General features: G+C 40.9%; 23 protein-coding genes. 6 read left to right on the top strand and 17 right to left on the bottom strand.

The window, feature by feature from the left end; translation table 11 throughout:
* Positions 1–3: 3 nt before the first annotated feature.
* The 3 genes from ABTP35_RS07620 to ABTP35_RS07610 all read right to left on the bottom strand — a co-directional run bounded on the left by ABTP35_RS07620 (position 4) and on the right by ABTP35_RS07610 (position 1,861).
* Positions 4–441 (bottom strand): dCMP deaminase family protein, encoded by a 438-nt coding sequence (locus ABTP35_RS07620; RefSeq protein ID WP_224835827.1) that lies wholly within the window; start codon positions 439–441, stop codon positions 4–6.
* 85 nt (positions 442–526) lie between these two features.
* Positions 527–1,111 carry a HupE/UreJ family protein gene (locus ABTP35_RS07615; RefSeq protein ID WP_293297636.1) on the bottom strand — a complete coding sequence of 195 codons (585 nt, stop codon included), beginning with the start codon at positions 1,109–1,111 and terminating at the stop codon, positions 527–529.
* Between the two features lie 12 nt (positions 1,112–1,123).
* Entirely contained in the window at positions 1,124–1,861 is a 738-nt protein-coding gene (locus ABTP35_RS07610; RefSeq protein WP_293297639.1) for a TerB family tellurite resistance protein, read from the bottom strand.
* A gap of 122 nt (positions 1,862–1,983) precedes the next feature.
* On the opposite strand from ABTP35_RS07610, the gene ABTP35_RS07605 reads away from it, so the two are divergent.
* The 3 genes from ABTP35_RS07605 to ABTP35_RS07595 all read left to right on the top strand — a co-directional run bounded on the left by ABTP35_RS07605 (position 1,984) and on the right by ABTP35_RS07595 (position 3,874).
* Positions 1,984–2,394, top strand: a complete 411-nt coding sequence (locus ABTP35_RS07605; RefSeq protein ID WP_293297642.1) for a BrxA/BrxB family bacilliredoxin — start codon at positions 1,984–1,986, stop codon at positions 2,392–2,394.
* 79 nt (positions 2,395–2,473) lie between these two features.
* Positions 2,474–3,208 carry a lysophospholipid acyltransferase family protein gene (locus tag ABTP35_RS07600; RefSeq protein WP_293297645.1) on the top strand — a complete coding sequence of 245 codons (735 nt, stop codon included), beginning with the start codon at positions 2,474–2,476 and terminating at the stop codon, positions 3,206–3,208.
* Positions 3,209–3,874, top strand: coding sequence for an HD domain-containing protein (locus tag ABTP35_RS07595; RefSeq protein WP_293297648.1), 666 nt, complete (start codon positions 3,209–3,211; stop codon positions 3,872–3,874). It abuts the gene before it with no gap.
* Here the strand turns inward: ABTP35_RS07595 and ABTP35_RS07590 are convergent.
* Positions 3,869–5,140 (bottom strand): nucleotide sugar dehydrogenase, encoded by a 1,272-nt coding sequence (locus tag ABTP35_RS07590; RefSeq protein WP_293297651.1) that lies wholly within the window; start codon positions 5,138–5,140, stop codon positions 3,869–3,871. The two genes, ABTP35_RS07595 and ABTP35_RS07590, sit on opposite strands and share 6 nt — an antisense overlap.
* 173 nt (positions 5,141–5,313) lie before the next feature.
* Entirely contained in the window at positions 5,314–6,753 is a 1,440-nt protein-coding gene (locus tag ABTP35_RS07585; protein ID WP_293297654.1) for a glycosyltransferase family 2 protein, read from the bottom strand.
* Between the two features lie 188 nt (positions 6,754–6,941).
* Here ABTP35_RS07585 and ABTP35_RS07580 point away from each other — a divergent pair, with 188 nt between their 5' ends.
* Positions 6,942–8,366 (top strand): Gfo/Idh/MocA family protein, encoded by a 1,425-nt coding sequence (locus ABTP35_RS07580; protein WP_224835834.1) that lies wholly within the window; start codon positions 6,942–6,944, stop codon positions 8,364–8,366.
* Between the two features lie 217 nt (positions 8,367–8,583).
* Here the strand turns inward: ABTP35_RS07580 and ABTP35_RS07575 are convergent, their stop codons facing one another.
* The 12 genes from ABTP35_RS07575 to ABTP35_RS07520 all read right to left on the bottom strand — a co-directional run bounded on the left by ABTP35_RS07575 (position 8,584) and on the right by ABTP35_RS07520 (position 24,352).
* Positions 8,584–9,657 carry a PA0069 family radical SAM protein gene (locus tag ABTP35_RS07575; RefSeq protein WP_293297659.1) on the bottom strand — a complete coding sequence of 358 codons (1,074 nt, stop codon included), beginning with the start codon at positions 9,655–9,657 and terminating at the stop codon, positions 8,584–8,586.
* Positions 9,658–9,758: 101 nt separating this feature from the next.
* The gene (locus tag ABTP35_RS07570) at positions 9,759–9,986 is read right to left on the bottom strand and encodes a hypothetical protein (RefSeq protein WP_293297662.1); all 228 of its coding nucleotides are present in this window, start codon (positions 9,984–9,986) and stop codon (positions 9,759–9,761) included.
* 381 nt (positions 9,987–10,367) lie between these two features.
* A complete protein-coding gene (locus tag ABTP35_RS07565; protein ID WP_293297665.1) occupies positions 10,368–11,027 on the bottom strand; it encodes a hypothetical protein in 660 nt (219 codons plus the stop codon).
* Between the two features lie 462 nt (positions 11,028–11,489).
* Positions 11,490–11,621: a hypothetical protein gene (locus ABTP35_RS07560; protein WP_293297668.1), complete on the bottom strand. Its 132-nt coding sequence runs from the start codon at positions 11,619–11,621 to the stop codon at positions 11,490–11,492.
* Between the two features lie 54 nt (positions 11,622–11,675).
* Complete coding sequence (locus tag ABTP35_RS07555; protein ID WP_293297670.1) at positions 11,676–12,029, bottom strand: hypothetical protein; 354 nt, start codon at positions 12,027–12,029, stop codon at positions 11,676–11,678.
* A gap of 327 nt (positions 12,030–12,356) precedes the next feature.
* Positions 12,357–13,304, bottom strand: coding sequence for a hypothetical protein (locus ABTP35_RS07550; protein WP_293297673.1), 948 nt, complete (start codon positions 13,302–13,304; stop codon positions 12,357–12,359).
* Between the two features lie 217 nt (positions 13,305–13,521).
* Entirely contained in the window at positions 13,522–15,072 is a 1,551-nt protein-coding gene (locus ABTP35_RS07545) for a hypothetical protein (RefSeq protein ID WP_293297676.1), read from the bottom strand.
* 24 nt (positions 15,073–15,096) lie between these two features.
* Positions 15,097–15,879 (bottom strand): enoyl-CoA hydratase-related protein, encoded by a 783-nt coding sequence (locus ABTP35_RS07540; RefSeq protein ID WP_293297678.1) that lies wholly within the window; start codon positions 15,877–15,879, stop codon positions 15,097–15,099.
* Positions 15,880–15,905: 26 nt separating this feature from the next.
* Complete coding sequence (locus ABTP35_RS07535) at positions 15,906–17,333, bottom strand: PAS domain-containing sensor histidine kinase (protein ID WP_224836434.1); 1,428 nt, start codon at positions 17,331–17,333, stop codon at positions 15,906–15,908.
* Positions 17,334–17,447: 114 nt separating this feature from the next.
* Positions 17,448–17,993 carry a CopD family protein gene (locus ABTP35_RS07530; protein WP_293297680.1) on the bottom strand — a complete coding sequence of 182 codons (546 nt, stop codon included), beginning with the start codon at positions 17,991–17,993 and terminating at the stop codon, positions 17,448–17,450.
* Between the two features lie 18 nt (positions 17,994–18,011).
* Positions 18,012–21,137: a glycosyl hydrolase gene (locus ABTP35_RS07525; protein WP_375334510.1), complete on the bottom strand. Its 3,126-nt coding sequence runs from the start codon at positions 21,135–21,137 to the stop codon at positions 18,012–18,014.
* A gap of 80 nt (positions 21,138–21,217) precedes the next feature.
* Positions 21,218–24,352 (bottom strand): glycosyl hydrolase, encoded by a 3,135-nt coding sequence (locus tag ABTP35_RS07520; RefSeq protein ID WP_293297685.1) that lies wholly within the window; start codon positions 24,350–24,352, stop codon positions 21,218–21,220.
* Positions 24,353–24,551: 199 nt separating this feature from the next.
* Here ABTP35_RS07520 and ABTP35_RS07515 point away from each other — a divergent pair, with 199 nt between their 5' ends.
* Together ABTP35_RS07515 and ABTP35_RS07510 are read left to right on the top strand one after the other, a co-directional pair.
* A complete protein-coding gene (locus ABTP35_RS07515; protein WP_293297688.1) occupies positions 24,552–25,247 on the top strand; it encodes a Gfo/Idh/MocA family protein in 696 nt (231 codons plus the stop codon).
* A complete protein-coding gene (locus ABTP35_RS07510; RefSeq protein WP_293297690.1) occupies positions 25,163–25,975 on the top strand; it encodes a hypothetical protein in 813 nt (270 codons plus the stop codon). Before ABTP35_RS07515 ends, ABTP35_RS07510 begins: the two co-directional genes overlap by 85 nt.
* Positions 25,976–25,978: the final 3 nt, after the last annotated feature.

Genomic DNA, 25,978 nt, shown 5'->3' with positions numbered 1-25,978 from the left:
GTATTAAACCATTTCTTCCAGGATGGGCAAATGAACAATTTCTACCCCTGCCCTTTCCAGAAATTTTAATCCAGAATCGTCTTTGTAGGCATTCTGGTATACCACACGTTTTATGCCAGCTTGGTGCACAAGCTTACTACATTCCCTGCAAGGTGAGAGTGTAATGTACAATGTGGCGCCTTCGCAAGACTGTGTAGAAGAGGCTACTTTAAGTATGGCGTTGGCCTCGGCATGGAGCACGTACCATTTTGTGTACCCTTCATCGTCTTCGCAAAAATTTTCAAATCCAGTAGGTGTACCGTTGTAACCGTCGGAAATGATCATCCTGTCCTTAACGATTATGGCACCTACCTGCCTTCTTTTACAGTAAGACAATTTGCCCCATTCTTGGGCCATCCGTAAATAGGCCTTATCGTATTTTTCTTGCTTGCTCGCCTTCATTTATCCAAAAAACGCTGATAATTAATTAAATATACCTGCTTTAAAAGACCTTTACAACCTTATTCGATTAAATTTAACTTTGGCCCTACATGGGGAACGTAGCAATCAACAAAGGTATTGTGATGGCTATGATCAAAATTGACGCAATGGCAATATATATGCGCCTTTTTACTTTGAAGAGATTTAAAACAGCATATGCAATGGCCAGTACCACTAAAATTATGGTTACCTGCGAAAGTTCTATACCTGTGGCAAACCCCAACAATGGTGTAATTTTGTCCTCTTCCTCTGCCATTAGCATTTTAAAGTAGTTGGAAAAACCGAACCCATGGATCAAACCAAAGAATGCCGTTGCCAAAACGTGAAGAAAAATACCTACATCGAGTGCTTCGCGATACACATAGGCAAAATTGAAGAGGGCTGTTAGCAAAATCGTAACCGGAATCAAAAATTCGATAAGACCCACATCCACGGTCATAACCTCATACACCGATAAAGCCAAAGATGTACAGTGCGCAATGGTAAAAATGGTAGCCAAAATCAATACCCGTTTCCAATATTTGAATGTGAACGGCACTGCTAGGGCCGATAGAAACAAAATATGGTCGTATGCCCCAAAATCCAAGACATGCTCAAGACCCAATTTGGTGTAAAATAAAAATTCCTCCATGCTTATAGTTAATTAAGATAGTCCCCTTTCTTTCTGGATGGTCTCATAAGCCTTTTGTACCTCTTTAAATTTCTCTTCGGCACCTTTTCTTATCGCTTCGTTTTCTGTGACCACCCGGTCCGGATGATATTTTTTCGCCATCGTCCGGTAAGCTTTCTTTACCTCATCATCGGTGGCGGTTTTTTCAATTTCCAAAATTTTGTACGCGGTATCGGCCGATTTAATGAACATGGCCATTATACTTTCAAAATCGTGTTGGCCGACACGCAAATACCTTGCAATCTCTTTAAGTTTTTGTGCCTCTGCCTTACTTACCTGCCCATCGGATTGGGCTATACCGAACAAAAAATGCAGCAGTTGCAACCGCACTTCATATCTGGTACGCTGTACCATAAAGCTGCAAATGCGCTCAGCGGATATCTCCCTTTTTTTAATTACTTGGTTGAACGTTCTAAAGATAGCATTTGCTTTCTCTTTTCCGTACGTGCTCAAAAAATACTGCCTTACGTAATCCAATTCTCTCTGGTTTACCTGTCCATCGGCTTTAATTATAATGGAACAAAGAGATAATAGGTTCAATTCAAAATCGGCAGGAGAAACCGATTGTCTGGTCACATTTTCAAAAACTGTGCGTGTTCTATTGCCAGAACCACCAAAGTTGTCCAAAAAGCTCCCTATTATAAACCCCAATACCGCACCGGGAAATCTGAATAAAAAATAACCAAGAAAAGCGGCTATCCACTTGATCATACTTCAAAAATTAAAGCGCAAAGATAGGGGTTTGATAAGTAAACAAAGCTTTAAGCAATGTTAAGGGTGATGAAAAAAACCTGACAATACCGTATCTTTGTACCGTAATTAAAAAGAAGTCTATGTATCCAGAAGAATTGGTAAAACCTATGCGCGAAGACTTGGCAGGAGCCGGGTTCGAAGAACTACATACCAGCGAAGCTGTTGAAAATGCCCTAAAAAAGGATGGCACCACCTTGGTGGTGGTAAACTCGGTTTGTGGTTGTGCCGCGGCCAACGCAAGACCTGCGGCCAAGTTGAGCCTTCAAAACAGCAAAACACCGAATAATTTGGTCACTGTTTTTGCCGGGGTCGACATGGAGGCAGTTGCTACGGCAAGAAACTACATGGTCCCGTTTCCTCCCTCTTCACCCAGCATGGCCCTTTTCAAAGATGGTGAATTGGTACACATGATCGAAAGACACCATATTGAAGGAAGACCTGCAGAACTTATTGCCGAAAATTTGATGGAAGCCTATAACGAATTTTGCTAAAATCAAGTAAATAAGATATGGAAAGACCACCCTTTTAGGGTGGTTTCTTATTTTTACATCAACCAATACCTGTGCAAACGTGCTAAAACTGTTATCGTACCCCCTAACCATTGTTTTCTTTATCCTTTTTGGTCTGGTCCTTGTTATTTTTCATCCCATACAATGGGTATGTTTAAATATTTTCGGATATAATGCCCATAAGGGCAGCGTTTCCATATTAAATTGGTTTATAATGCGTTGCACAAATGTTCTGGGCACGCGTTATAGTTTTAGGAACAAACAAGATCTTCCTAAAAGCAGACCCCTGATCATTGTTACCAATCATCAGAGCATGTACGATATTCCTCCTATTATCTGGTACATGCGTAAATTCCACCCCAAGTTTGTGAGCAAGATTGAATTGGGAAAAGGAATCCCCAGTGTATCCTATAACTTAAGGCACGGTGGTTCGGCACTTATAGATAGAAAAGATCCTAAGCAGTCCATTGCCGAGCTTCAAAAGTTGGCCAAGTATATCGAGGAAAATAACCGAAGTGCTGTTATTTTTCCTGAAGGGACCCGAAGTAGAAACGGGGTGCCAAAACCTTTTAGGACCACTGGGCTCAAGGTAATGTTGAAGAACGCACCTTCCGCATTGATCGTGCCCGTGAGCATAAACAATTCTTGGAAACTGTTGCGATACGGAAAATTTCCGATGGGACTGGGCTCTCATCTTACGTTTGATGTACACCCGCCAATGGAGAACAAAGGGAATGCCGATGAACTGATCGCCCAAATAGAAAAACAAATTGTTTCGGGAGTAAATACGCATTAGATGAAGAATGACCAACTAGTTCAAAGCACCATTGATTTTGTAAAAAAAGAGCTTCAAAATGCAGAAGGAGGTCACGATTGGTTCCATATTGAACGTGTTTTCAATACATCAAAATCGATTTTAAAACAGGAAAGTGCCAATTCGCTTGTGGTTCAACTAGCTGCACTACTCCATGATATTGCCGACCCAAAATTCCATAACGGCAATGAAAATATAGGCCCCTCCAAGGCGAGAGAGTTCTTGGAATCACAATCTGTTAACAAAGAAATTATTGAGCATGTGGTCAACATTATAAAGCATATGTCCTTTAAGAACAGTTTAGATAACAATGGGGCTTCGTTTACATCCAAAGAGCTCCAAATTGTACAAGATGCAGACAGGTTGGACGCTATTGGTGCCATAGGTATTGCCAGGGCTTTTAATTATGGTGGATTTAAAAACCGTGAACTTTACAATCCAGAGATTCCCCCCAATTTACAAATGAGCAAAGAGGAGTACAAAAAATCCAATGCCCCGACAATTAACCATTTTTACGAAAAATTACTGTTGCTAAAGGATACAATGAATACTACAACAGGCAAAAAAATAGCTCAAGAAAGACACCGATTTATGGAATGTTTTCTTGAGCAATTTTATAGAGAATGGGAATCAAAGGAAGTCTTATAGGCGCTCTGTAACCAATTGTTTTGGAAAAAAACTTTTAATATCAAAAATTACTGTTTTAGCACTTGACTTGATCGCTCCAAGATCGATTGTTCTAAATTGATCATGTCCTACGGCCAAAATTATAGCATCATAATTTTTACCGACTTTAGGTGCCAGGCTTAATCCATATTCATCATATACTTCTTCTACGTTTGCACATGGGTCGAACACATCCAGTTCCACTCCAAAATTCTTAAATTCCCGAATCATATCTATTACCCTGCAGTTTCGAATATCCGGACAGTTCTCTTTAAATGTTATCCCAAGAACTAGAATTCTTGCTCTGGTCACAGTAAGGTTGTTTTTCACCATAAGTTTAATTACCCTATTGGCTATGTAAACCCCCATGTTATCGTTAATTCTTCTGCCGGAAAGTATAACTTCTGGATAATACCCCAAACTTTGTGCCTTATGAGTTAAGTAGTAGGGATCAACACTAATACAATGACCCCCTACCAATCCTGGCCGAAAGGGTAAAAAGTTCCATTTTGTACCCGCTGCCTCCAAGGTTTCTTGGGTGTCTATGTTCAATCGATCAAAAATAAGCGCAAACTCATTAACCAAGGAAATATTAAGGTCTCTTTGGGTGTTTTCAATAATTTTGGAAGCTTCCGCTACTTTAATGCTGGACACTTTATGTGTCCCCACAGTAACTATTTCATTGTATAGTTGATCAACAATATCCGCAATTTCCGGCGTACTACCAGAAGTAACTTTTACGATGTTATGGACACGTTTGACCTTGTCACCGGGATTAATCCTTTCTGGCGAATATCCACAATAAAAATCTTCATTAAAGACCATTCCACTGTATTGCTCCAAAACCGGCACACAGTCTTCTTCGGTACAGCCAGGATATACCGTTGATTCGTATATAACAATATTTCCCTTACTTAAATTTTTACCAACCATTTTGCTAGCCTCGAGAATTGGCCCCAAATTGGGTTGCTTGGAACTATCAATAGGTGTAGGTACCGTTATTATGTAAATATCAGCATCTTTTAAGTTTTGCCAGTCATCTGTAAATTGGATGCCTTGCATACAATCGAGATCTTCGCTGGCCACTTCCCCAGTGGTTTCAACTCCTTTTTTTAGATTCGCAATTTTATTTTGGTCTATATCGAACCCTATAACCATAAAACCTTTTTTAACAAACTCTACGGCCAAAGGAATACCTACATATCCAAGACCAATGATTGCCAATTTCTTATTTTTTATGTGACTCATTTTTTTACTTTTAATTACCTTGTTCATCAGTTTTTGCAATAGAGAAGCTTGATTCCATAGATTACCGCTCTCACATTTTTTGTGCACGAAACCCAAGGACCTTGGGAATTGCCCTGAATACTGTATCTAATCCGTTACTTATGATTACCTTTTGCGGAGTTAATAATGACTGTTTATTGCTTCTTCGGCAAACCACGTGTTAACCAACCCCTTTTGTTAGCGGTAGCGATGGCATAGGGTGTTATCCAAAATAGACCAAAGGTGTATAGTATGCTATAGGAATAAGCCCAGAACGATTCGGAAAGCTCGTAGCGTTTGGCATAGAAAAATACGGGAAACGAGGTCAATACCATAATACTTACCAATGTTGAACTAATAAATAATAGCGGATGGGTTAGTATAAAGAATAACATAAAGATCAAGAACGGATAACTCATTATGATCCTTAAAAACTGACTTGTAAACAACAACCTTGTACCTGTTTTAGGCCCTTTTCGGAAATTTTTGAACACGTACTTGGACATTTCTATATTTTCCCTAACATTGCTCCTTCCCCACCTAATGAACATTTTGTACAGTCCTTTATATTGTTCTGGAACATTGGTGTAACAGTATGCATTCCTTTGGAACAACACATGGTGTCCTTGTTTCAGGATCATGTTTGTCATAGCTCGATCTTCCCCAATATCGGAAGGTTTTCCCATAAAGGTTTGGTTGATCCAATCGGGCAAACAGGCAAATACTGCTGAACTTCTGTAGGCGGCCAATGCCCCAGGGGTGCACAATACCGAATTTAGGCTGCTCTCCGCTGAGCGTACAAACTCAAAACTTAAAACAAAACTTACGTCCAACATTTTTGGCAACAATGCTTTTTCGTTGTTCAGCACTCGGATGTTACCTGCGACAGCGCCACACTCGGGATTGGTTACGAATGGACTCACCAAATTTCGAAGCGTATCCGATTTTACAATCGAATCACTGTCCACGGTCACAAAAATCTCTCCCTTACCCTCATTAAACCCACGATAGAGTGCATGCCTTTTTCCTTTGTTTTTTGGCTGTTTATAAATGGACACACTGTTCCCAAGCTCTTTTTTTGCTTCTTGTATCCATTCCCATGTATCGTCCTGACTACCATCATCTATGGCCAAAAGCTCGAGTTTCTCCATAGGGAAATCACTTTCGGCAAGACTTATCAAAGTGTGATAGACCTGCTTGCCTTCGTTGTAAGCGGGTACAATTACGGTACAGGTAGGCAGCTCCTCATCCGAAACGGAAGAAATCGGTTTGTACTTAAAATATCTATAAACGGTATACAAAAAGAAACTTGTCTTGAAAACAAACAATGCCGCAGCAATGATCATAAAGGTCAGTCCTAAGCTATTTTCCATCCGCTCCATGTTGAACTGTTCAAAGTCACCTTGTAAAATATATACGAGATAGGCAGACCCGAGCATTAGCACAAAAGTGCTTCCCATTACAAAAACACCCCATGCGTCCGCAGTATGGAAGAATTTACGTATGCTAGAGAAAAGGTTGATCTGTTTTAGGTTGTTCAAGGTAGTTTTAAAAAAGGAACTTTTTTTCTGTTGATTCGAGGTAGCGTTCTTCATAAAATTTGAATTGTATGCAGTGTTTTAATCATTTACGAATCAAATGTGTTTTTAGATCGGATTTAAAAATACTTTAACGTAATCGTGTCTTAATCCTAACAAAAGGGAGCATCGACCCAAAAGAAATTTGAGATTGTGCTCCACGAGTTTTTTGTATCTTGGAATTTCATAAAATCAAACTAAACAAAATGCAAAGAAGAAAATTCATAAAAAATGCTGCAGCTGCTTCGGCCGCTTTTTCCATTGTACCCAGCCATGTCTTGGGGAAAACACATGTTGCCCCTAGTGACACTCTGTATGTTGCCGGTTTTGGTGTTGGAGGAAGGGGTAATGGCGTAATCAACGGGTTACACAATACCGGCCGTGTAAAATTTGTGGCTTTTTGTGATGTTGACGACCGCCGTGCCGCGCAAACCTACGAACAGTTCCCGGATGTAAAGCGCTTTAAAGATTTTCGAAAAGTTTTTGACAAACACCTTAACGACATTGATGCCATTATGGTCGCTACCCCCGACCATACACATGCCAGCATTGCATTGCCCTTTATGCGCGAAAAAAAGCATGCCTATGTAGAAAAACCTTTAACGCACAATATTCACGAAGCCAGGTTAATGACCCAAGTGGCCAAGGAAAATGGCATTGTTACCCAAATGGGAAACCAAGGTGCTTCCAGCGACGATAGCAGGATTGCCCGGGAATGGGTAGAATCCGGTATTATTGGAAAGGTACATACTATTGATTGTTGGACCAACCGTCCTGTTTGGCCGCAAGGGGTGCCCATGCCCACAAAGAAAGACCGCATTCCCAAAGAATTGGATTGGGACCTCTGGTTAGGCCCAGCGGCTATGCGGGATTATAACAATGCTTACCTCCCATTTAAATGGAGAGGTTTTTGGGATTTTGGAACTGGTGCTTTGGGCGATATGGGCTGCCATATTATGGAAACCCCTTTCAGTGTTCTGGACCTTGGTTACCCGATTGAAGCAGAAGCTAGTTGCACCACTGTTTGGGTGGATGATTTTGTGGAAGCGGATTACAGTCATTCTTGCCCTCCATCATCCAAAATACATCTTAAGTTTGAGCACGAAGAGCATGGTGATATCGCGTTAAACTGGTACGATGGCGGACTTAAACCAAATCTACCGGACGAATTAAAAGATGGTGAAACCATCGGAGATAGCGGAGGCGGTACCGTAATGTATGGTGAAAAAGGTATTTTGGTATGTGATACATATTCACGAAATGCCCGATTATTGCCTTCGGATATGATGGATCTATACAAAGCCCCATCTCCTAAATACCCTAGGGTTCCAGGTGGAATGGATGGACATATTGCCAATTTTGTGGATGGGTGCCAAAATGGTACGCCCACCTCATCCAACTTTGATAAGGCCGGCAAGTTGACAGAAACAGTTTTAATGGGCAACTTGGCCGTTAAAGCATATCAATACAAAGAGCTGCAGGAAGGAAAAACGCCCAGGGACTGGAATCCATATAACTCACCAGGAAGAAGGAAATTGAAATGGGATGGGGAGAATATGAGAATCACCAACTATGACAAAGCCAACGAGTGGGTCACCAGAGAGTACCGCGAAGGCTGGGAATTAAAATAAGCTTTATTTATATTGAAAATGGCCCAAAATGGGCCATTTCTTTTTTTCATGTTCTTGCATGCTCATGCACTTTACTATCTTTCAAATTCTTATTCATTTTGAGCCGAACGTAGAATGCGCGATAATTCTTAGGCAGAATGGGTTTCTCAATCTTCACGTTGTTCCTCTTATCGAAATGGCAAATATGTCTTGCTAATCGGTGATATTCCAATTGAAGCTAAAACAATTTCATTTGCCCATCTTTATACTGCTCATGAAGTTCCATATTCAATTTTGGAAAAGTTCTTCCATTAAAATAACGCCGTCTGGCCAAATGTGCCATTTCGTGGATTTGATGAGCAATTTTACCTTCCCCTTTCATTCTAGAACCAAAACGGCTATCATTCAACGACCCCCCATGGCAATCTTTTATCTGGTGCAGCACTTTTTCCGCTCGATCGGGCATGGTCTTTCTGATCCAATCCTCAAATATTTGTCCAATGGCTCCATTGAGCCGCACCACTGTTAAACCAAAAGAAAGTGCACCATGCTCCGCCACAGTCTTCGCCAAGGGCAAGAGTTCATGTGAATTTATTCCGGGAATAATTGGTGCCAGCATCGCATTAACCGGGATATTGTTTTTCGATAAAGCTTCGATCGTTTTGAGTCTTTTTTGTATGGATGCCGTTCTGGGTTCCAGTGTTCGTCTTATTTTTTCCGACAATGAGGTTACGGAGATATTTACGCCGATCAAATTATAACTGTTCAACTCCTTTAAAATGTCCAAATCCCTCAAAACCAATGCATTCTTTGTAATGATCCCGACCGGATGGCGATATTTTAAGAACACCTCAAGGCATTTCCGAGTTAACTCATATTCTTGCTCTGCTGGTTGGTAGCAATCGGTGTTGCCTGACATAACAATAGTGCTTGCCTTCCATTTTTTACGCTTGATCTTTTCTTCCAACAGTTCCGGAGCTGCTTTTTTTATGAGTATGTTACGTTCAAAATCCAATCCAGCACTATAGCCCCAAAATTCATGTGTATTTCGGGCATAGCAATACACACAACCATGCTCACATCCTTGATAAGGATTCATGGAATATTGCATACCAACATCCGGGCTGTCCACTTTGTTGACGATGGTCTTTGGAAAAATGGGCACATAAATTGTTTTATTATGGTCGGCCACCTCCCCTTCCAACCTACAGAATTCCAAAAAATCTTCCCGTGTTTCGTACACCTCTTGTAAAAACCTGTTATCGGTATTTTGTTGTGCCCCTCTCCCTTTCAGAAAATCTTCCATTTGCATTAATTGGATTTATTCCAAATTTATGGATTTTATACATTTTTATATGCAAATAAAACGATTCTATCGGAGTTTTCTGATAAATATAGTATGTAAAAGTATACTTACTCTTGGTTACAGTCGTTTGAATCTACCTTACCATCCTTGTTTTTGTCCTCTTCCTCGTCAGCTTCACCATTATGGTTCAAATCCCAACATTTGGATTCTATAACATTATGGGTAGTAACATTTTCTAAAAAATCTACAGTTACGTTCTCTGCTTCTTTGGAACAGGAAAACATGGTAATTACACTAATGATTATACTCATTTTAAGCAGGTTAATTTTTTTCATACTATTTGGGTGTTTAAATTATTAAGGGATAAAAATACTTTGATTATGACGTATTCTTAGCTGCTAATTGACCTATGCCAAGTATGAATTGACGGATACCTTAAAATAATTGCCCAGATGTTTTTTTGTCCCTTCTATTGATATTTGAATTGTTTTTAAAAAGTGAAAAGAAATTGTTTGATTGGCTAGGTTTATGAAAAAGATAACTGGTTCAATGTGATTCTGAACATATTGAAGAACCTCCTATTTTTGGAAAATAATGTAAGCTCTATGATTATTTGTAACGATTTCGTGTCCAGCACGGAAATAAAAAAAACCGGGCTTTCGCCCGGCTTTTTAGCTAATGGTTAGATTGCCCCACGGGGGAAAATTCTTTATGGTCTACTCCAAACCAAAATATGCGGCCACAGCATGGTAATCGGATGTATCGACACCTGCGGCTTTTAGTTCCGCCATTATGTTTTCACTGGTTTTTCCGGTATTAGATAGTTCTATAGCTACAACGATCAAATTCTTATACTCGCCAGCGGGTACTTGAAAAGATTGATCATTCAAATCATAAAAATTGATTACAACATGACCAGTATTTGAATCGGTATGTACTCTTGCATAGTGTGAGTTAGCAAATAAATGTCCAGGTATAGAATACGTCAAATTGAGTTTATGCTCCATATAAAAAAGGAAAGCGTAGTCCGAAGGCTCGTCAACAATATCATTTAGGTCACGGACCAATTGTGTATAGGGAGCTTGCAGTTCTAGGCCAAATTTAAACTCTTGTACATTGGCATTGCCATCTTGTCCAGCTTGTCCTTCTGAACCTTGACAATCCAACGCATCAAAGTTGCCATCATCGTTAATATCCTCTTCAGCATCCCCAATTCCATTTCCATTTATGTCCCAACAGCTTATCCCATCTGTCCCATTAGAACCATCGACACCAGGAAATCCCTGTTGTCCTTGTTCCCCATCTTCGCCGGAACAGGAGACCAAAATGACTGTCATGGATACCATGGCCATACATACTAATTTTAAAGATTTCATAATTTCGTTTTTTTAATTATCTAAATATAAATTAGTTAGATAGAATATTTTGGTGCCAACTGACCTGTTCAGTATATCAATTGATGAATGCTAGAATTGAGCTGACGGATAACTATTTTGTAGGTTTTATTTTTAAAAGTCGGTTTCTTGAATCATTTAAATAGATTAATTGATTTTATGAACCTGTATCAGCTTATTTATATAGGATTGTAAGAGATTCTACTATCGATATATCACTTCGTAGAAAGAAAAAACCATCCATCACATTTACATGGAGTAAATGAATAACACAATACTTATGCTTTGCAAACATTATAAGAGAAGCGTATGAAAAACAATATTTTTTATCATTCTAAGCAAGGCCGGGAATCTTTGAATGAAAATCACTCGATGAATAAAACAAAAAACCGAGCAGATACCCGGTTATTGACTAGTGACTAATTTGTTAGTATTTACATTTTATCACAACCCAAAATAAGCAATCACATCATTATAATCTTCAATATCGACTCCTACTTTTGTAAGTTCCTCCATTAGCTTTTCGCGGTTCTCAATTTCATCCGTAAATTCAACAGCCAAGACAATAACACTCAAAAACTCATCTTCAAAAACCTCATATTGCAGTTTGTTAGATTCATAAAAATTAACCTATACCTCTCCGTTTAGTGTGTTTGCCTCAACAGTTACAAAATGTGTATCGTCCCATAAATAGCCCGGCATATAATATCTAAACCCACTTTTATGTTCTATATAAAATAGATAACCATATTTAAACGGCTCATCAATATATACTCCCAAATCAAGATTAAGTTGACTATAGTCACTTAGGAATTCAAGGCTATATTCAAATTCCTTTATATCAGCTTGATTATTGTTTGACATTTCTGTTTTTGCAATTCCTTGTTTAATAAGTGAAACAGAGCCGGAATCATCACCAGAACAGGACATCAAAAAAATGGACATAGATGTCAGTGCACCCAAGAACAATTTTATTCTACTCATAATGCTCAAATTATCTTTATAATTACTCATAAATGTAGGACACCATGAGTGTATTCTCTTAAACAAATTAACCTAGGCAGGCCACCATTTGATGAATGATGCTTATCAATTGATGTAATATTTATATTGTAAGTATTTTCTTTCTAAAATGTTTGAATTTCAAAGAAACCGATTCGTGTACTTAAAGTCTTTACCTTAAATTATACCGATATCCTTTCACTTAATATTCGTTTATAGTCGATACTAATTAAAACAGCCGAACATTTGTCCGGCTGTTTTTTTGGTTTAAATATGGTTAACTATGGAGCATCATTCTTTAACTAAATCCTATTCTCCTTTACTTTTAAAAAATCTGTATAAAGGAGCCATTTTTTCTTCATAGGAAAGATCTTCCCAGTCTGCTGACTTGGTATTGGTAGCATTGCTTTTGGAAGTAGTGCTATTAATATTTTCTGTTTCAACAATTAATAAAGGTCTTAGGTCTTCCAACTCGCTTTCTGACGCAACCATCGTAAGATTACTAAAGCCAATATCTTCAGAAAGCGGATCTATTCTTAAACGAATCCCTTTATTTGAATCTGGATTGCAAATCCAATTTTCTACAACACTTCTTGGTAAAAGAATAGGATGCCAACCTTTAGCGGCGCTAGATCCTTTGGTCAACACAAATGAATAGTCGTCGGTACCTGAAAATGGGCCAGCCCACATTTCACTTCGTCCGCCCTCATCTCCCCAATCGTCATTGGTGTTTGCCATTGACCAATTAACTTCTTCTTCTACAAACATAGGGTCCTCCTCACTATAAAATCCAACCTTTATTTTTGAATCTTCATACCCTTCTGTGTTATGATACCCTATATATACAAATAACGTTGCTTTATTTACATAAAAGGCCTCTGAACACGATTGACCATCTTCCATCAATTTAGATGTTATTGTTTCACCAATTCCATCAAAATGGAAGAGAGTTCTATTTTCTATGGTTTCAAAACCTGTAAACGTATAATCTAATGATAACTCTTCATCATTCACGCCTGTCCCATCCGATATTATACTTGCGTCAGATGTTCCTTCATAGCCTTTAAATCCATTTTGAAAATAAAAATCCACCGTAGGGCTATCTGCCCCAGGTTCGCCTTGTGGCCCTTGATCTCCTTGTGGCCCTTGAATCCCTTGATCTCCTTGTAATCCCTTTTCCCCATCCTCACCAGAACAGGAGACCAATGCAATTGCCATAGATAACATGGCCGAACTAACTAATTTTACTGTTTTCATAATTTTTTGTTTTAAAATTGGGTTATCAATACATCAAAAGTATAATGCACGAATGATCGAATTTTACCCCAATTAACCTAGGCAGGCCACCATTTGATGAATAATGCTTATCAATTGATGTAATATTTATATTGTAAGTATTTTCTTTCTATTTTGTTTCAGCAAAATAAAAAGCCCCGGAACGGGGCCATTGTTTTATCTATATTAAAGAGTGTTCTTATTTAAAATCTACCTTTACCAATTGTTTCCTGCCTCCTCGTTTGGCATAGAAAAGCATTTTATCATCCATCTCGTCCTTTAGTGGTTTGGAGACCATGAGGGGCAATCTTGCTTCTTGTTGGTCTATTATTTTTTCATAATCCATTACCCCGTTTTGATCCAAAGAGATCATGAACACGTTCCGGTTTCTACTAAACCCTTGTTTAAAGATCAAGCGTTCGTTATTGATCAATTGCGGGTTTTCTGCAGCAGTGCAGATAAAGAAGTAGGTATTCCCGTTTTTGCTGTACGAACTGTAGGAGGCATAGGCTCCATCACCTTGGGTAACTTCGGTCTTGTTGATGTTCCGTGCCCACTCCATATTGCCGTTCGCATCTAGTTTTACGCTCACAATATCGTTGTGGTGATAGCGTTCTATCTTGATCCGCTGACCGGCTCCGGTCGTTTCCAATCCGGAAGTAACAAAATACTCTTCGGCATTAAAGAAAATCTCTTGTTCGTCCGTTACTTCAACCCCCTTAAAAACAAGGTTCTTGATATCCTTATCTTCTTCACGGCCAAACTTATCGTCCATAAACTGTTGGGAGAATGGGTTGTATATCTGCGATTGGATCGTTAAACTGTTCGGGGCAACATCGAAATACGCTATACCGTTGTACCTATTATCCTTTCTATCCGAATAAAAGCCTACGCAAATCAATTTTCCTTTATTAAGAACGGGATACAATGCTTCTGGATACTTGCCCGGATCCACAAAGGATTGTGTTTGGCTGCCATATTGAGATACTTTGATCAACTCGTATTGGAACTTTCTTTCGTCTACCCTAAAACGTCGCTTTTTAAAGTAAGCCTTGCCCACTATATAAGCTGTTTGTAGATCGGGAGAGAAAGCCACGTTCTCGAAGGCATAGTTTTTTTCTTCTATCTCATCGGAAAAATCATATTCGAATCTTTTGTTGAGCGCGGTATCGAACATATGGATCATATGTTTATTGCTTTTTCCTTTTTTATGATGTGTACTGATCACAAAACCGGTTTTATCCTCGTTAAAAAGAATGGCCGTGGTAAATCCGCGCGAAAAATCACGATTGTAATAATTTTTTCCCACGGGGTCGCTTACTTCTGCCGATGCGATCGACAGCAACTTTTTTTCCTTAAAATTGAAAGCAATGGTTGGACTGCTATGCGCCCAATATTCATACTCTCCCTTTAGCGGGTTGTAATTTAAAAATAGAAGATGCAACTGCCCATTTTTAAGGAAGCCGTTTACAAAATCCAGCCCCTTGAGCTTGTAGTTATATTCGGAAACCAATTGTAGATCGCTATTATACTTTTCGATCAAATAGCCCTTTGGTTTAAGAATGAGCCCTTGGTAATAGGATCGGACCAAAATGTATCCTCCCGAGTCGTCCTCTTCTATGGCGACTAGATTGGAGTAGCGGTAGCGATCCTTATATTTTTCTCCAAAATCGTAGGATACGGGCATTTTTTGGGCATTTACAAACATGCCCAAAATTGTACAAAAAAGTAGTAAGAAAGTTTTTCTCATGATCTGGCTTGGTTAGGCCAATGGTCATGATCCGGGGAAATCGGCTTTTCGTTTTTCCAAAAATGCTGATGTACCTTCTTTAAAATCGTCGGTTCCAAAGCAATGGCCAAAAGCATCGATCTCCACAGAATAGCCATCGGCGTCATACTTAAAACCAGCATTTACCGCTTTTATTGCGTGTTTTATGGCAACTGAGGAATTATTCGATATCCTGCTTGCAATTTTTGTACAAAAGGGCAACAGTTCTTCCGAAGAAACCACATGGTTCACTAATCCGTAACCAAAGGCCTTGTCCGAATCTATCATTCCGGCCGTCATGATCATTTCCAAGGCCCTCCCTTTTCCTATCAATTGTGGCAATCGTTGCGTTCCGCCGTAGCCTGGGATCAAACCTAAGGAAACCTCGGGCAAACCCATTCGTGCATTGCTACTGGCCACTCTAAAATGGCATGCCATGGCCAATTCCAATCCACCACCCAGGGCAAAGCCGTTTATGGCCGCTATTACGGGAGTGGATAGATTTTCCACAAAATCGAACAGCGTACGCTGGCCTGTAGCGGCAAGTTGACGCCCTTCCTTCACCGAAAACTCGGCGAATTCCGAAATATCGGCACCGGCCACAAAAGCTTTTTCCCCACTTCCGGTTATTATGATCGCCTTAATATCCTTGTCTTCCTCCAATTCTTTGAACGCAACATGTAACTCCTCTATGGTCCTTTTGTTGAGCGCGTTCAATTTTTTTGGCCTGTTTATGGTAATTGTGGCCAAATTGTTTTCTTCTTCAATGTAAATGTTCTCGAAGTCCATGTTTGCTATAAATTTGAAATGGTCTATTAATTTTTCCGTTCTGTACTTTGCTCTTTTGGGAACCTTACACAAAAAACCGTCCCCTTGCCTACTTGAGAAGTAAAGGTAATGGTTCCGCCATAGTTTTCCACAATGTTCTTTACCATTCCCAGGCCCAAACCTGTTCCGCTTGACTTTGTAGTGAACTTTGGCTCATAGATCTTATGCTTAAATTCTTCCGATATGCCTATGCCGTTGTCCGCCACCGAAATTTTTACTTCGGGACCATCAGTTGCAACGGTCACCAATATTCGTGGGGAGTCTACCCCGGGTACTGCCTGTATGGCATTTTTCACCAAATTGGTAATTACCCTGATCAGCTGTGTTCTATCCAGTTTGGCAACGATTTCCTCTTCGTCCGCTATAAAATGAATATAATCCTCGTTAAAGATCTCCAAGGCCAGCTTCACAACTTTTACCACGTTCAAGGTTTCGTTCTGTTGGGCCGGCATGTCTGCAAAACTGGAGAATGCCGTGGCAATATTGCTCATGGTATCTATCTGCTGGATCAACGTTTTGGAAAACTCTTTCAGTTTTTCGTGGATGTCTGGGTCGTTGGGGTCAAATTTGCGTTCAAAACTCTGTACGGTAAGGCGCAAGGGTGTTAATGGGTTTTTTATCTCGTGCGCTACCTGTTTGGCCATTTCCCGCCATGCCTGTTCCCGCTCGCTCCGAGCCAATTTTACGGCGCTTTCCTCAAGCTCATCGATCATTCGGTTGTACGAATCCACCAATTTTTCTATTTCTTCGCCCGGACGATCTAAATAGATTTTTTCATTTTCCTGGGTAAGATTGGTCCGGTTCATTTTATCGGATATCGCCTGCAAGGACCGTGTAATGTATTTTGATATGAAATAGGCAAGAATTATGGCCGCAATCAACATTAACACATATACCATTCCCAACCTGAAAAGAAATTCCTTCAATTCCATATTATTGAAGGTGTTATCTTCAAAATAAGGTAAGTGCAAAATACCAATGGGCTTAAATTTTAGGTCGTGGATGTAGGTGTAGGTGGATTGATAGTTATCCCCTGCAGCTCTTTTTTCCTCAACAAACCGTGTTTCTCCACTTCCTCTTAAAAAATTAAGTATCTCGGCATCCAAGCACGTTGCAAATGTGTTCGAATCAAAACTGGGCCTTGAGTTTTTGACCAGATTGCCTTCCAGATCGTATATATTGAAATTTACGTTTTGAATGTTGGCTATCTTGTAAATGTCCTCACTAAAAATAAGATGAAGATTTTCGGTAGTAACCGGGTAGGTGGTCTCTTTTAAGGTGTAATTGATACTTTTGATCAATTGCTCCTCCTTACGTTCCAATCTTTCGTTATGGTAATCGTCCCCTTGTTCCTTATATTGGTAAACCGTAACCCCGGCTATAAGTACAGAGGCGACCACTACCAAGGTGATCATGGCAAAGAAAATACGTGATCGTAAGGATAGTTTTCTAAACAAGCTCGCTTGATTTAATGATAAATTTACGCAATTATCGAGCCAAGTCGAGATATATCCACGGCAGTTTTACGTTTAGGCATTGGGGTTTCTTTCCCTCACTTTCTTGTACCATCGTATTCCCAACATCAACAATATCATCAATAAAAACATGCCCACAATACCGTAAATCCAATTGAAGGCGCTTTTTAAGACTACCAAAAAAACGACCGCGAAGAGAATAAGGGTCGCCACTTCGTTCCAGATTCGCATAAACTTCGAGGTGTACTTTACCTCATCGCGTTGCAACTGTTTAAATATTTGATGACACTTAAAATGATACCCAAAAAGTAAGGCCACAAAGGCAAGTTTTACATGCATCCAAGGTTGTTGTAGCCATGCCGGCATTAAAATTAAGAGCCAAATGGCCGTAAGCGTGCAAATAATTGCAGAGGGCCATGTGATGATGTACCACAATCTTTTGGTCATTAATTTTAACTGTTCGGATAAAATTTCCTTATCCGGTGACGGTTTTTGCCAAGCCTCAATATGATAAATAAAAAGCCTTGGAATATAAAAAAGCCCGGCAAACCAAGTTACCACAAATATGAGGTGCAACGATTTTATATAAGGATACAGCAAAAGATCTACGTTTTAATTTTACAGCTGAATGGCACCAATGCCATTCTCCCAAAGTTTGGTGTTAAAATTAGGGATTTCTGTTTGTATTAAAGTTTCTGCCCGTTGTTTTAATCCGATCCATTGGGCATCCAACTCTGCTTTTCTATCTTTTGATGGTTGATTGATCTGTGGCAGTTCACTGTTGCTTTGGTTCATCACAAAAAGATACTCCGCAGTAAACTTGTTGGGAAAATTCTCCACATCGTCATACGCTTGGGATTTACGTTGCACCATTTCCTGGTCCCAGGACCTAAGTTTGTCCAACAAGGCTTGCCCTTCTTGTTTTAACCCTTCATTGTCCATATCCTTGATTAGTGCTCCCAATTGACCTTGTACTTTTTTTAGCTGGTTCACTCTATTGTGCATCTCGGTTACCTTGGCCTCAAAATCGTTCATGATCGTATCGTATTCCGCAAAACGTTCCTTGCTTATGTTTGTTCCTGGTGTTGGGATTACCGTTCCTTGCACGGTAACCACTTCATCTCCTGCCTTAAGTTTGATGGTGTACTCTCCTGGCGGCACTTTATGACCGGTAAAATTGGCTTCGATATAAACGCCAGGCACGCCCGGAACTATTGGCGTTTTTAAATCCCACACAAAACGGTTCAAGCCTTTATCCGTTGCCAAAACCGGGGCAGGGGGCGCTCCTCCACCATTATGAGGTATGTAGTTGGGGTCTTTTTTAGATGTAAAACTCCGTACCACTTTCCCTTGTGAGTTCGTAATTTCCATAGTTACTTCGGATGAATCCATTTGCTTTGGGAGATGGTAATAGATTACCATTCCATTAGCTGGGTTTACCCCCTCAAAAGGGTTGGTGCCGCTCAAACTTTTAGAATTACTGTTCATTGCACTCCCCCAAGAGCCAAAAATGGCCTCTTCTGGTTGGTAAAGCCCCAGACTTTGTGGACTACCATTGTATTGCGACAGGGTAGTAATATTATCCAAGATCCAAAAGCTTCTGCCCGATGTGGCCACGATCAAGTCCCCTCGGTGCACTTTTAAATCGGTGATTGGTGTCTTGGGTAGATTCAATTGCAAGGGCTCCCACATTTTACCATCGTTCCAAGAAACATACAATCCTTTTTCGGTGCCGGCATATAATAGTCCTTTTTGTTCTAAATCCTCACGGACCACTCGGGTAAATGCGCCATATGGTATGCCATTGCTGATGTTTGTCCAGTTTTTTCCGTAATCGGTGCTTTTGTACAGGGCGGGGGTGTAATCGTTGAACTTGTAGCGGGTCGTGGCAATATAAATAGTACCAGGATTGTGTGGGGATACTTCGATGGCGTTGACCAAACATTCCTTTAACCCCTTTGGGGTTATATTTTGCCAAGTCTCTCCGCCATTTTTGGTAATATGTACCAAACCGTCATCACTTCCTGTAATTAAAACGCCCTTTTCATGTGGCGATTCAATAATATAGGCCAAGGTTCCATAGTTTTCAGCGCCTACTGCTTCGTTGGTGTATGGACCTCCTCCTTTTCCTTGGAGTGCATCTTGGTCTCTGGTAAGGTCTGGTGAAATTTCTTCCCAAGTTACTCCATTATCCCGTGTTCTCAGAACCAATTGTGCTCCATGATAAAATGTTCCCGGCTCGTGTTTGGACCATATGATCGGTGCATTCCAATTGTACAAGTATTTCATGTCGCGGGCATCCCTGCCCAAGTATTGAATTGGGGCCGCCATAACCTTGCTGGACATTTTGGTTTCCATGTCCAACAACTCTATTGTGCCTAAATAACTTCCTCCCATCACATACCTCGGATCGTCGGGATCAAAGGCCAAAAATGCACTTTCGCCTCCTGCGGAATAATGCCAATCTTCTTGGTTGATGCTCCATCTGCCCAACGAAAGACTTGCAATTTTTACCGAGGTATTGTCCTGCTGTCCTCCATAAATGTTGTAGGGGAATAGGTTGTCCGTATTGATTCGATAGAATTGAGCCGTGGGCATATTGTCCAATGTGGACCAATCCTTTCCGTAGTTAAAAGTTATGGCCGCACCTCCATCGTTGGCCATCACCATATTTTTGGAATTATCGGGGTTGAACCACAGATCATGGGTGTCGCCATGGGGCACAGAGATAGTCTCCCAAGTTTTCCCACCATCTTCGGAACGTAGCATAGGTGCACTTAACACATATACGGTATTTTCGTTGTTGGGATCGGCAAAGACCTCAATATAGTACCAGGCGCGTTGCACCAATCTGTTATCACCGCTCACCATATGCCAGCTCTCCCCTGCATTGTTCGATACAAACAAACCGCCTTTATCTTGATTGGAATCGCTCTCGATCAAAGCATATACCTTTTCAGAATTTGCAGGACTTACGCTAATGGCCATTTTGCCTTTTTCTTCTGGCAGGCCTTTGGTCATCTCTTGCCAAGTATCTCCTCCGTCGGTGCTTTTGTAGAGACCACTGCCCGGTCCACCGCTAATTACGATATTGGGTTTACGCTGGTGTTCCCACATAGCCGCATACAGAATCATTGGGTTGTTTGCGTCCATTGAAAGTTCGGCAGCTCCCGTACCTTCGTTTACATAAAGGATTTTCTCCCATGTTTTTCCGCCATCCATAGAACGGTAAACCCCTCTTTCGGGGTTCGGCGCATATAATGCTCCTTGTGCGGCAACATATACAATTTCAGGGTTTGTTGGATGAATTATTATCCGTGAAATATGTTGAGTTTTTTCCAGGCCGAGCTTTACCCATGTTTTCCCAGCATCGTTGGACCTATATACACCGTCTCCATAAGAAGTCATTACCCCCCTTGGAGCGTGTTCTCCCATCCCACAGTACACAATATTGGGATTGGATCGGGAAACCGAAACTGCTCCCACGGAGCCCATTTCAAAATAACCATCGGAAATGTTTTCCCATTTGCCGCCGGCATTACTGGTTTTCCACAATCCTCCACCAGTAGTTCCCATATAATAGGTAAGTGGGTCTCCAACTACACCGCTAGCGGTAACAGACCGACCACCACGAAATGGGCCGATGTTCCTAAATTTCATAGGTTCAAAATAATCGTTGGCGGTCTGTGCGAATGCTAGCGTCCCAAAAACGCTGCATAACAGAAAAAAAAGTCCTTTTTTCATGGTAAATGCTGGTTTGTTTAAAAAGTATGGTAGTCTAAAAAAAGAAAAGCCCCTATGTTTTACGTAGGGGCTTTGGTGTATTATTCCTCAATGCTCAAATAATCCAATTTGAGTTGATTGAATTCATTATTGAATGCTCCAATTTCTTGGTCCACAAGTTTATCAAAAGCCTCCAACTGCTTTGTAATTTGTGCAGACAGTTCATTTTTTACAGCGATATCCTGATCTGTTGGAGGAAAATCGTCGATTGAAACCAAACTGTTCAAATGTGCCAGTTTGTTGGTAAGCTTTATCGGGAAGTTCAATGGATCTTGATTACTTCTGTTTTTGGTCTGATACAGTTCTTTTTCAATGGCACCAAATTCCTCCTTCATCTTTTTGGCTTTTTCCACCAATGCTTTGGTAGCTTCATCATCCTTATATTTTTTGATGAACTCGTCCAACTTTTCGTTGATGGCCCTTATTTTTTTAATGGATTGATGTGCTCTATCCACAGTTTGGTTTACTTCTGTGATAAAATCGTACTGCTTTTGCATATCGGCCACCGAAACTTCTGCCCTAGGGTCTGGAAGAATGGTAAATTCCTCCGTTTGGTCGTTGCCGTTCACATTTAAACTTACCTTATAAGTTCCGGGAACAGCTTTGGGACCGCTTAAGTTGGCCCACCAAAGAATCATGCCCTTTAATCTTTCGGCTCCTTTTCCCCGGGTATTCCACACAAAGGTATTCCCTCCTTTTTTTGCTTCTAGTTTTTTACCTCTTTCTTTGGAGAATGTGCTGTATGTGGCCAAGGTGTCTCCGTTCATTTTGGTATAGGTCAACGAAACGCTGTCCTTTTCGGAGAAATCCTTCAGATAAAAATGGGTAATTACGCCATTGGCAAGGTTTTCTCCTTCGGTTTTTGATGGTCTTCTGGCCTTTCTTCCCTTGGTTCTATAACTATCTCTTGGCTTGTACAAGATGGAGCTTGCAGACTTCTTGGCATTGTCCAATTGATGCAAAACGGTAAGGTCGTCTATCACCCAAATACTTCTACCTTGGGTGGCCACAATCAAGTTATCGTCCTTGATCGTAAGGTCTGTAACGGGAACTATGGGCAGGTTCAATTGGAACTTTTCCCAGTTCTGACCATCGTTGAAGGAAATATACATTCCGGTTTCGGTACCGGCATACAACAACCCTTTTCTTTTCGGGTCTTCCCTAACCACACGGGTAAAGTGTTCATTTTCTATTCCATTGGTAATCTTGGTCCAGGTTTTTCCATAATCGGTGGTCTTGTACAGATAGGGGGTAAAGTCGCCCAGTTTGTATCGAGTGGCAGCAACGTAACACGTACCTTCATCAAAAGCAGAAGGTTCTATGCTATTGATCATGTTCCACTCCGGCATATTGGGCGGTGTCACATTTTCCCAGGTCTGTCCTCCATTTTTGGTAACGTGGATAAGTCCATCATCACTACCTACCCAAATCAATCCCTCGGTCAATGGGCTTTCGTTAGCAGCAAAAATTGTACAATAATATTCTACACTTGTATTGTCCTGGGTAATGGGCCCACCACTGGAAACCAATTTATCGGGATCATTACGGGTAAGATCATCGCTCAACAATTCCCAGCTTTGGCCTTCGTTGGTGCTCATATGCACATGGTTGGAGAAAGTGTATAGTTTTTTTGGATCATGCTTGCTGAACATTATTGGAAAGTTCCACTGAAAGCGATATTTCATCCCTTCCGCTCCATAGCCCATAGGGTTATCTGGCCACACATTTACCGCCCTTGCTGTTTTATTGGCGTGGTTCACTCGGGTTAAAAAACCTCCGTAACTCCCTCCATAAACAATATCATTATTGGTTGGGTCCACTGCAATATGAGCGGATTCGCCACCTGCGGTAGATTCCCAATCGTCTTCGCCGATGGACCCATCGTCACTTCTATAATTTACCCTCAAGGTGGAATTATCTTGCTGTGCTACATAAATACGGTATGGGAAAGCGTTATCTGTGGTAACCCTATAAAATTGAGCTGTTGGCTGGTTGTGGTATGTGCTCCAAGTTTCACCGCCATCATAACTTATCTGGGCACCACCATCATCGGCAATAATCATTCTATTTGAATCCTCTGGGGCTATCCAAAGATCGTGATGGTCACCGTGGGGTGCATTCGAAGATTCAAATGTTGTACCACCATCGGTACTTTTATGATAATTTACATTCAATACATACACTACATCCTCGTTGTTGGTATCTGCATATACCCTAGTGTAATACCAAGCCCGTTGTCTTAAACTTCTATCGCTATTAACCAACGCCCATGTTTTTCCGCCATCTTCGGAACGGTACAATCCTCCTTTATCTTTATTCTCAACAATGGACCATACCCTATTACTGTTCTTAGGGGAAACCGTAACACCAATAATACCCAAAGTATCTGATGGAAATCCTTCGTTTTTGGAAATTTCGGTCCAAGTTTCTCCACTATCGGTACTTTTCCAAAGAGCAGACCCTTCTCCACCGCTGCTCAAGCTATATGGGGTACGCTGTACCCGCCAAGTAGAAGCATAAAGTATTCTTGGATTGTTTGGGTCAACCATAAGATCTACGGCTCCTGCCATATCGTTCGCGTAGAGCACTTTTTTCCAAGATTGACCACCATCTGTACTTTTGTAAACACCTCTTTCGGTGGTTGGTTTGTATAAATTTCCCATTACGGCCGCGTAGACTATATTGTGGTCTGTAGGGTGAATCCTGATACGTGAAACATGCCGACTTTTATCCAAGCCCAACGATTTCCATGTTTTACCTGCATCCTCGGTTTTCCATATTCCGTATCCTGAAGAAACATTGCCCCGTACAGTTTTTTCTCCACCACCAACATAAATCACGTTTCGGTCACTTTGTGCTACGGAAACGGCACCGATACTTCCGCCAAAATACCCGTCGGATATATTTTCCCATGAGCGACCCCCATCCGTAGTTCTCCATACACCTCCTCCGGTAGCGCCAAAATAAAATAGGTTGGGCTCTCCGGGCACACCGGTTACCGTTGCGGAACGACCTCCTCTAAATGGGCCGATCAATCGGTAATCTAAACTTGAGTACAATTCTTCGGGGTATTCCGGTGCGCTTTGTTTTTTATTTCTGCGCTGGGAATGCACTGGTGTAACAAATAATGATACGGTAAGCAAAAGCAAACCGATTTTGAAAAAGCAAATCTTCATTTTTAAAGTGTTGAGTTAGTCTGCTTTAAATGTAGTGAAAAACCCGCAAAAAAATTACACTTTATTTTGTACTTTAACCATCCTTACAAAAAACAAAACCATATTTATTTCTTAGTGTTTCCGTTCACTTTTTTTAAGGGAAATTGTTTTTGCCGAAAAATGAATGGATGCGTAAGGGTTAAAATAACCAGAACCAACCATGAACAAAAGAGAGTTTATTAAAAAGAGCAGTGTTGGGGCCTTGGGCATTATGCTGGCTCCTTCCTTTTTGGAAAAAGGGTTTGCCAAAGAAAAGCTAAGAACTGCACATATTGGTGTGGGTAATATGGGTATGGAAGACCTTAAAGCTATTTCTTCGCATGCCGCTGTAGAAGTAGTTGCCCTTTGCGATGTGGATGCCATCAACCTATCGGCTGCGCACAAAATGCACCCCGACGCACGTGTCTTTTTTGATTATCGTGTGATGTTGGAAGAAATGGGGGATGAAATCGATGCGGTAATCGTATCGACCCCGGACCATACTCATGCACCGGCTTCGTTATTGGCCATGGAAATGGATAAGGCGGTATATTGCCAAAAACCATTGACCCACTACGTGTCCGAATCCAGGGAGATGAAAAAAGTAGCGGAAGAAAAAGGCTTGATCACGCAAATGGGCATTCAGGTTCACTCCTTTTACGATTACAAACTCGCCACACTTTTGATTCAGTCCGGTATTATTGGAAAAGTGCATACGGTACATGCATGGTCGCCAAAAATTGGGGATACGATGGTCCACTGCCCCAAGGCCAAGACCTCGTTCCGGATCAATTGGACTGGAATCTATGGTTGGGAACTTCCACCAAACGACCCTATAAAAAGGATCTGTACCACCCCGGCAATTGGAGAAAATTAATGGATTATGGTTGTGGAACCTTAGGCGATATGGGAGTACATATTTTTGATACGCCTTACAACGCGCTCCAATTGGATGTTCCCAGAACCATTAAAACGGAATGCCGTCCGAGCAATGGATTTGGGTTTCCAGAAAACAATACCGTTACCTATGAATTTCCCGGCACCAGATACACGGGTAAATCCCTAAAATGGATATGGTACGATGGTCCGGGTGCTCCCACAATGCACGAAGACCTTTTATTGCCCGGCATGGAAATGAAAAAGAATACCGCATCCGTTGCTAAAAGCGCAAAAGATAATATTTCTTTGGATGCCGGAGTGGCGGGTGAAAATGAATTACCAGAACAAGGAGCCATGTTTGTAGGTGAAAAAGGACGGTTATTGCTGCCCCATTTTATGCAATTGCCCAAAAAAATCAGAAAAGGGAAATACGTGGATATTTCAAGGGAAATTACCAAAGTTTCGAAAGAACACAACTTAGGTGAGCCCATCCGAAATTATAATACTGAGGGCCCAAAGCATTATCATCAGTTTGTAGATGCTTGTTTGGGCAAAGACAAGACAACCGCTCCTTTTGACTATGCTGCCCGATTGACCGAGACCATTCTTTTGGGAACCATTGCAGGTCGTTTCCCTGGCGAAACTTTGCATTGGAATGCCGAGACCGCCCAGTTTCAGGAAGAAAAAGCAAACAAATATCTGTCCGGGGATTACCGGAATTTTTAATCA

Source organism: Flagellimonas alginilytica (assembly GCF_042134605.1).
Taxonomy (GTDB): Bacteria; Bacteroidota; Bacteroidia; order Flavobacteriales; family Flavobacteriaceae; genus Flagellimonas; species Flagellimonas alginolytica.
Note: the sequence above shows the minus strand (reverse complement) of the source record. Positions and strands in the feature narration are given on the sequence as shown.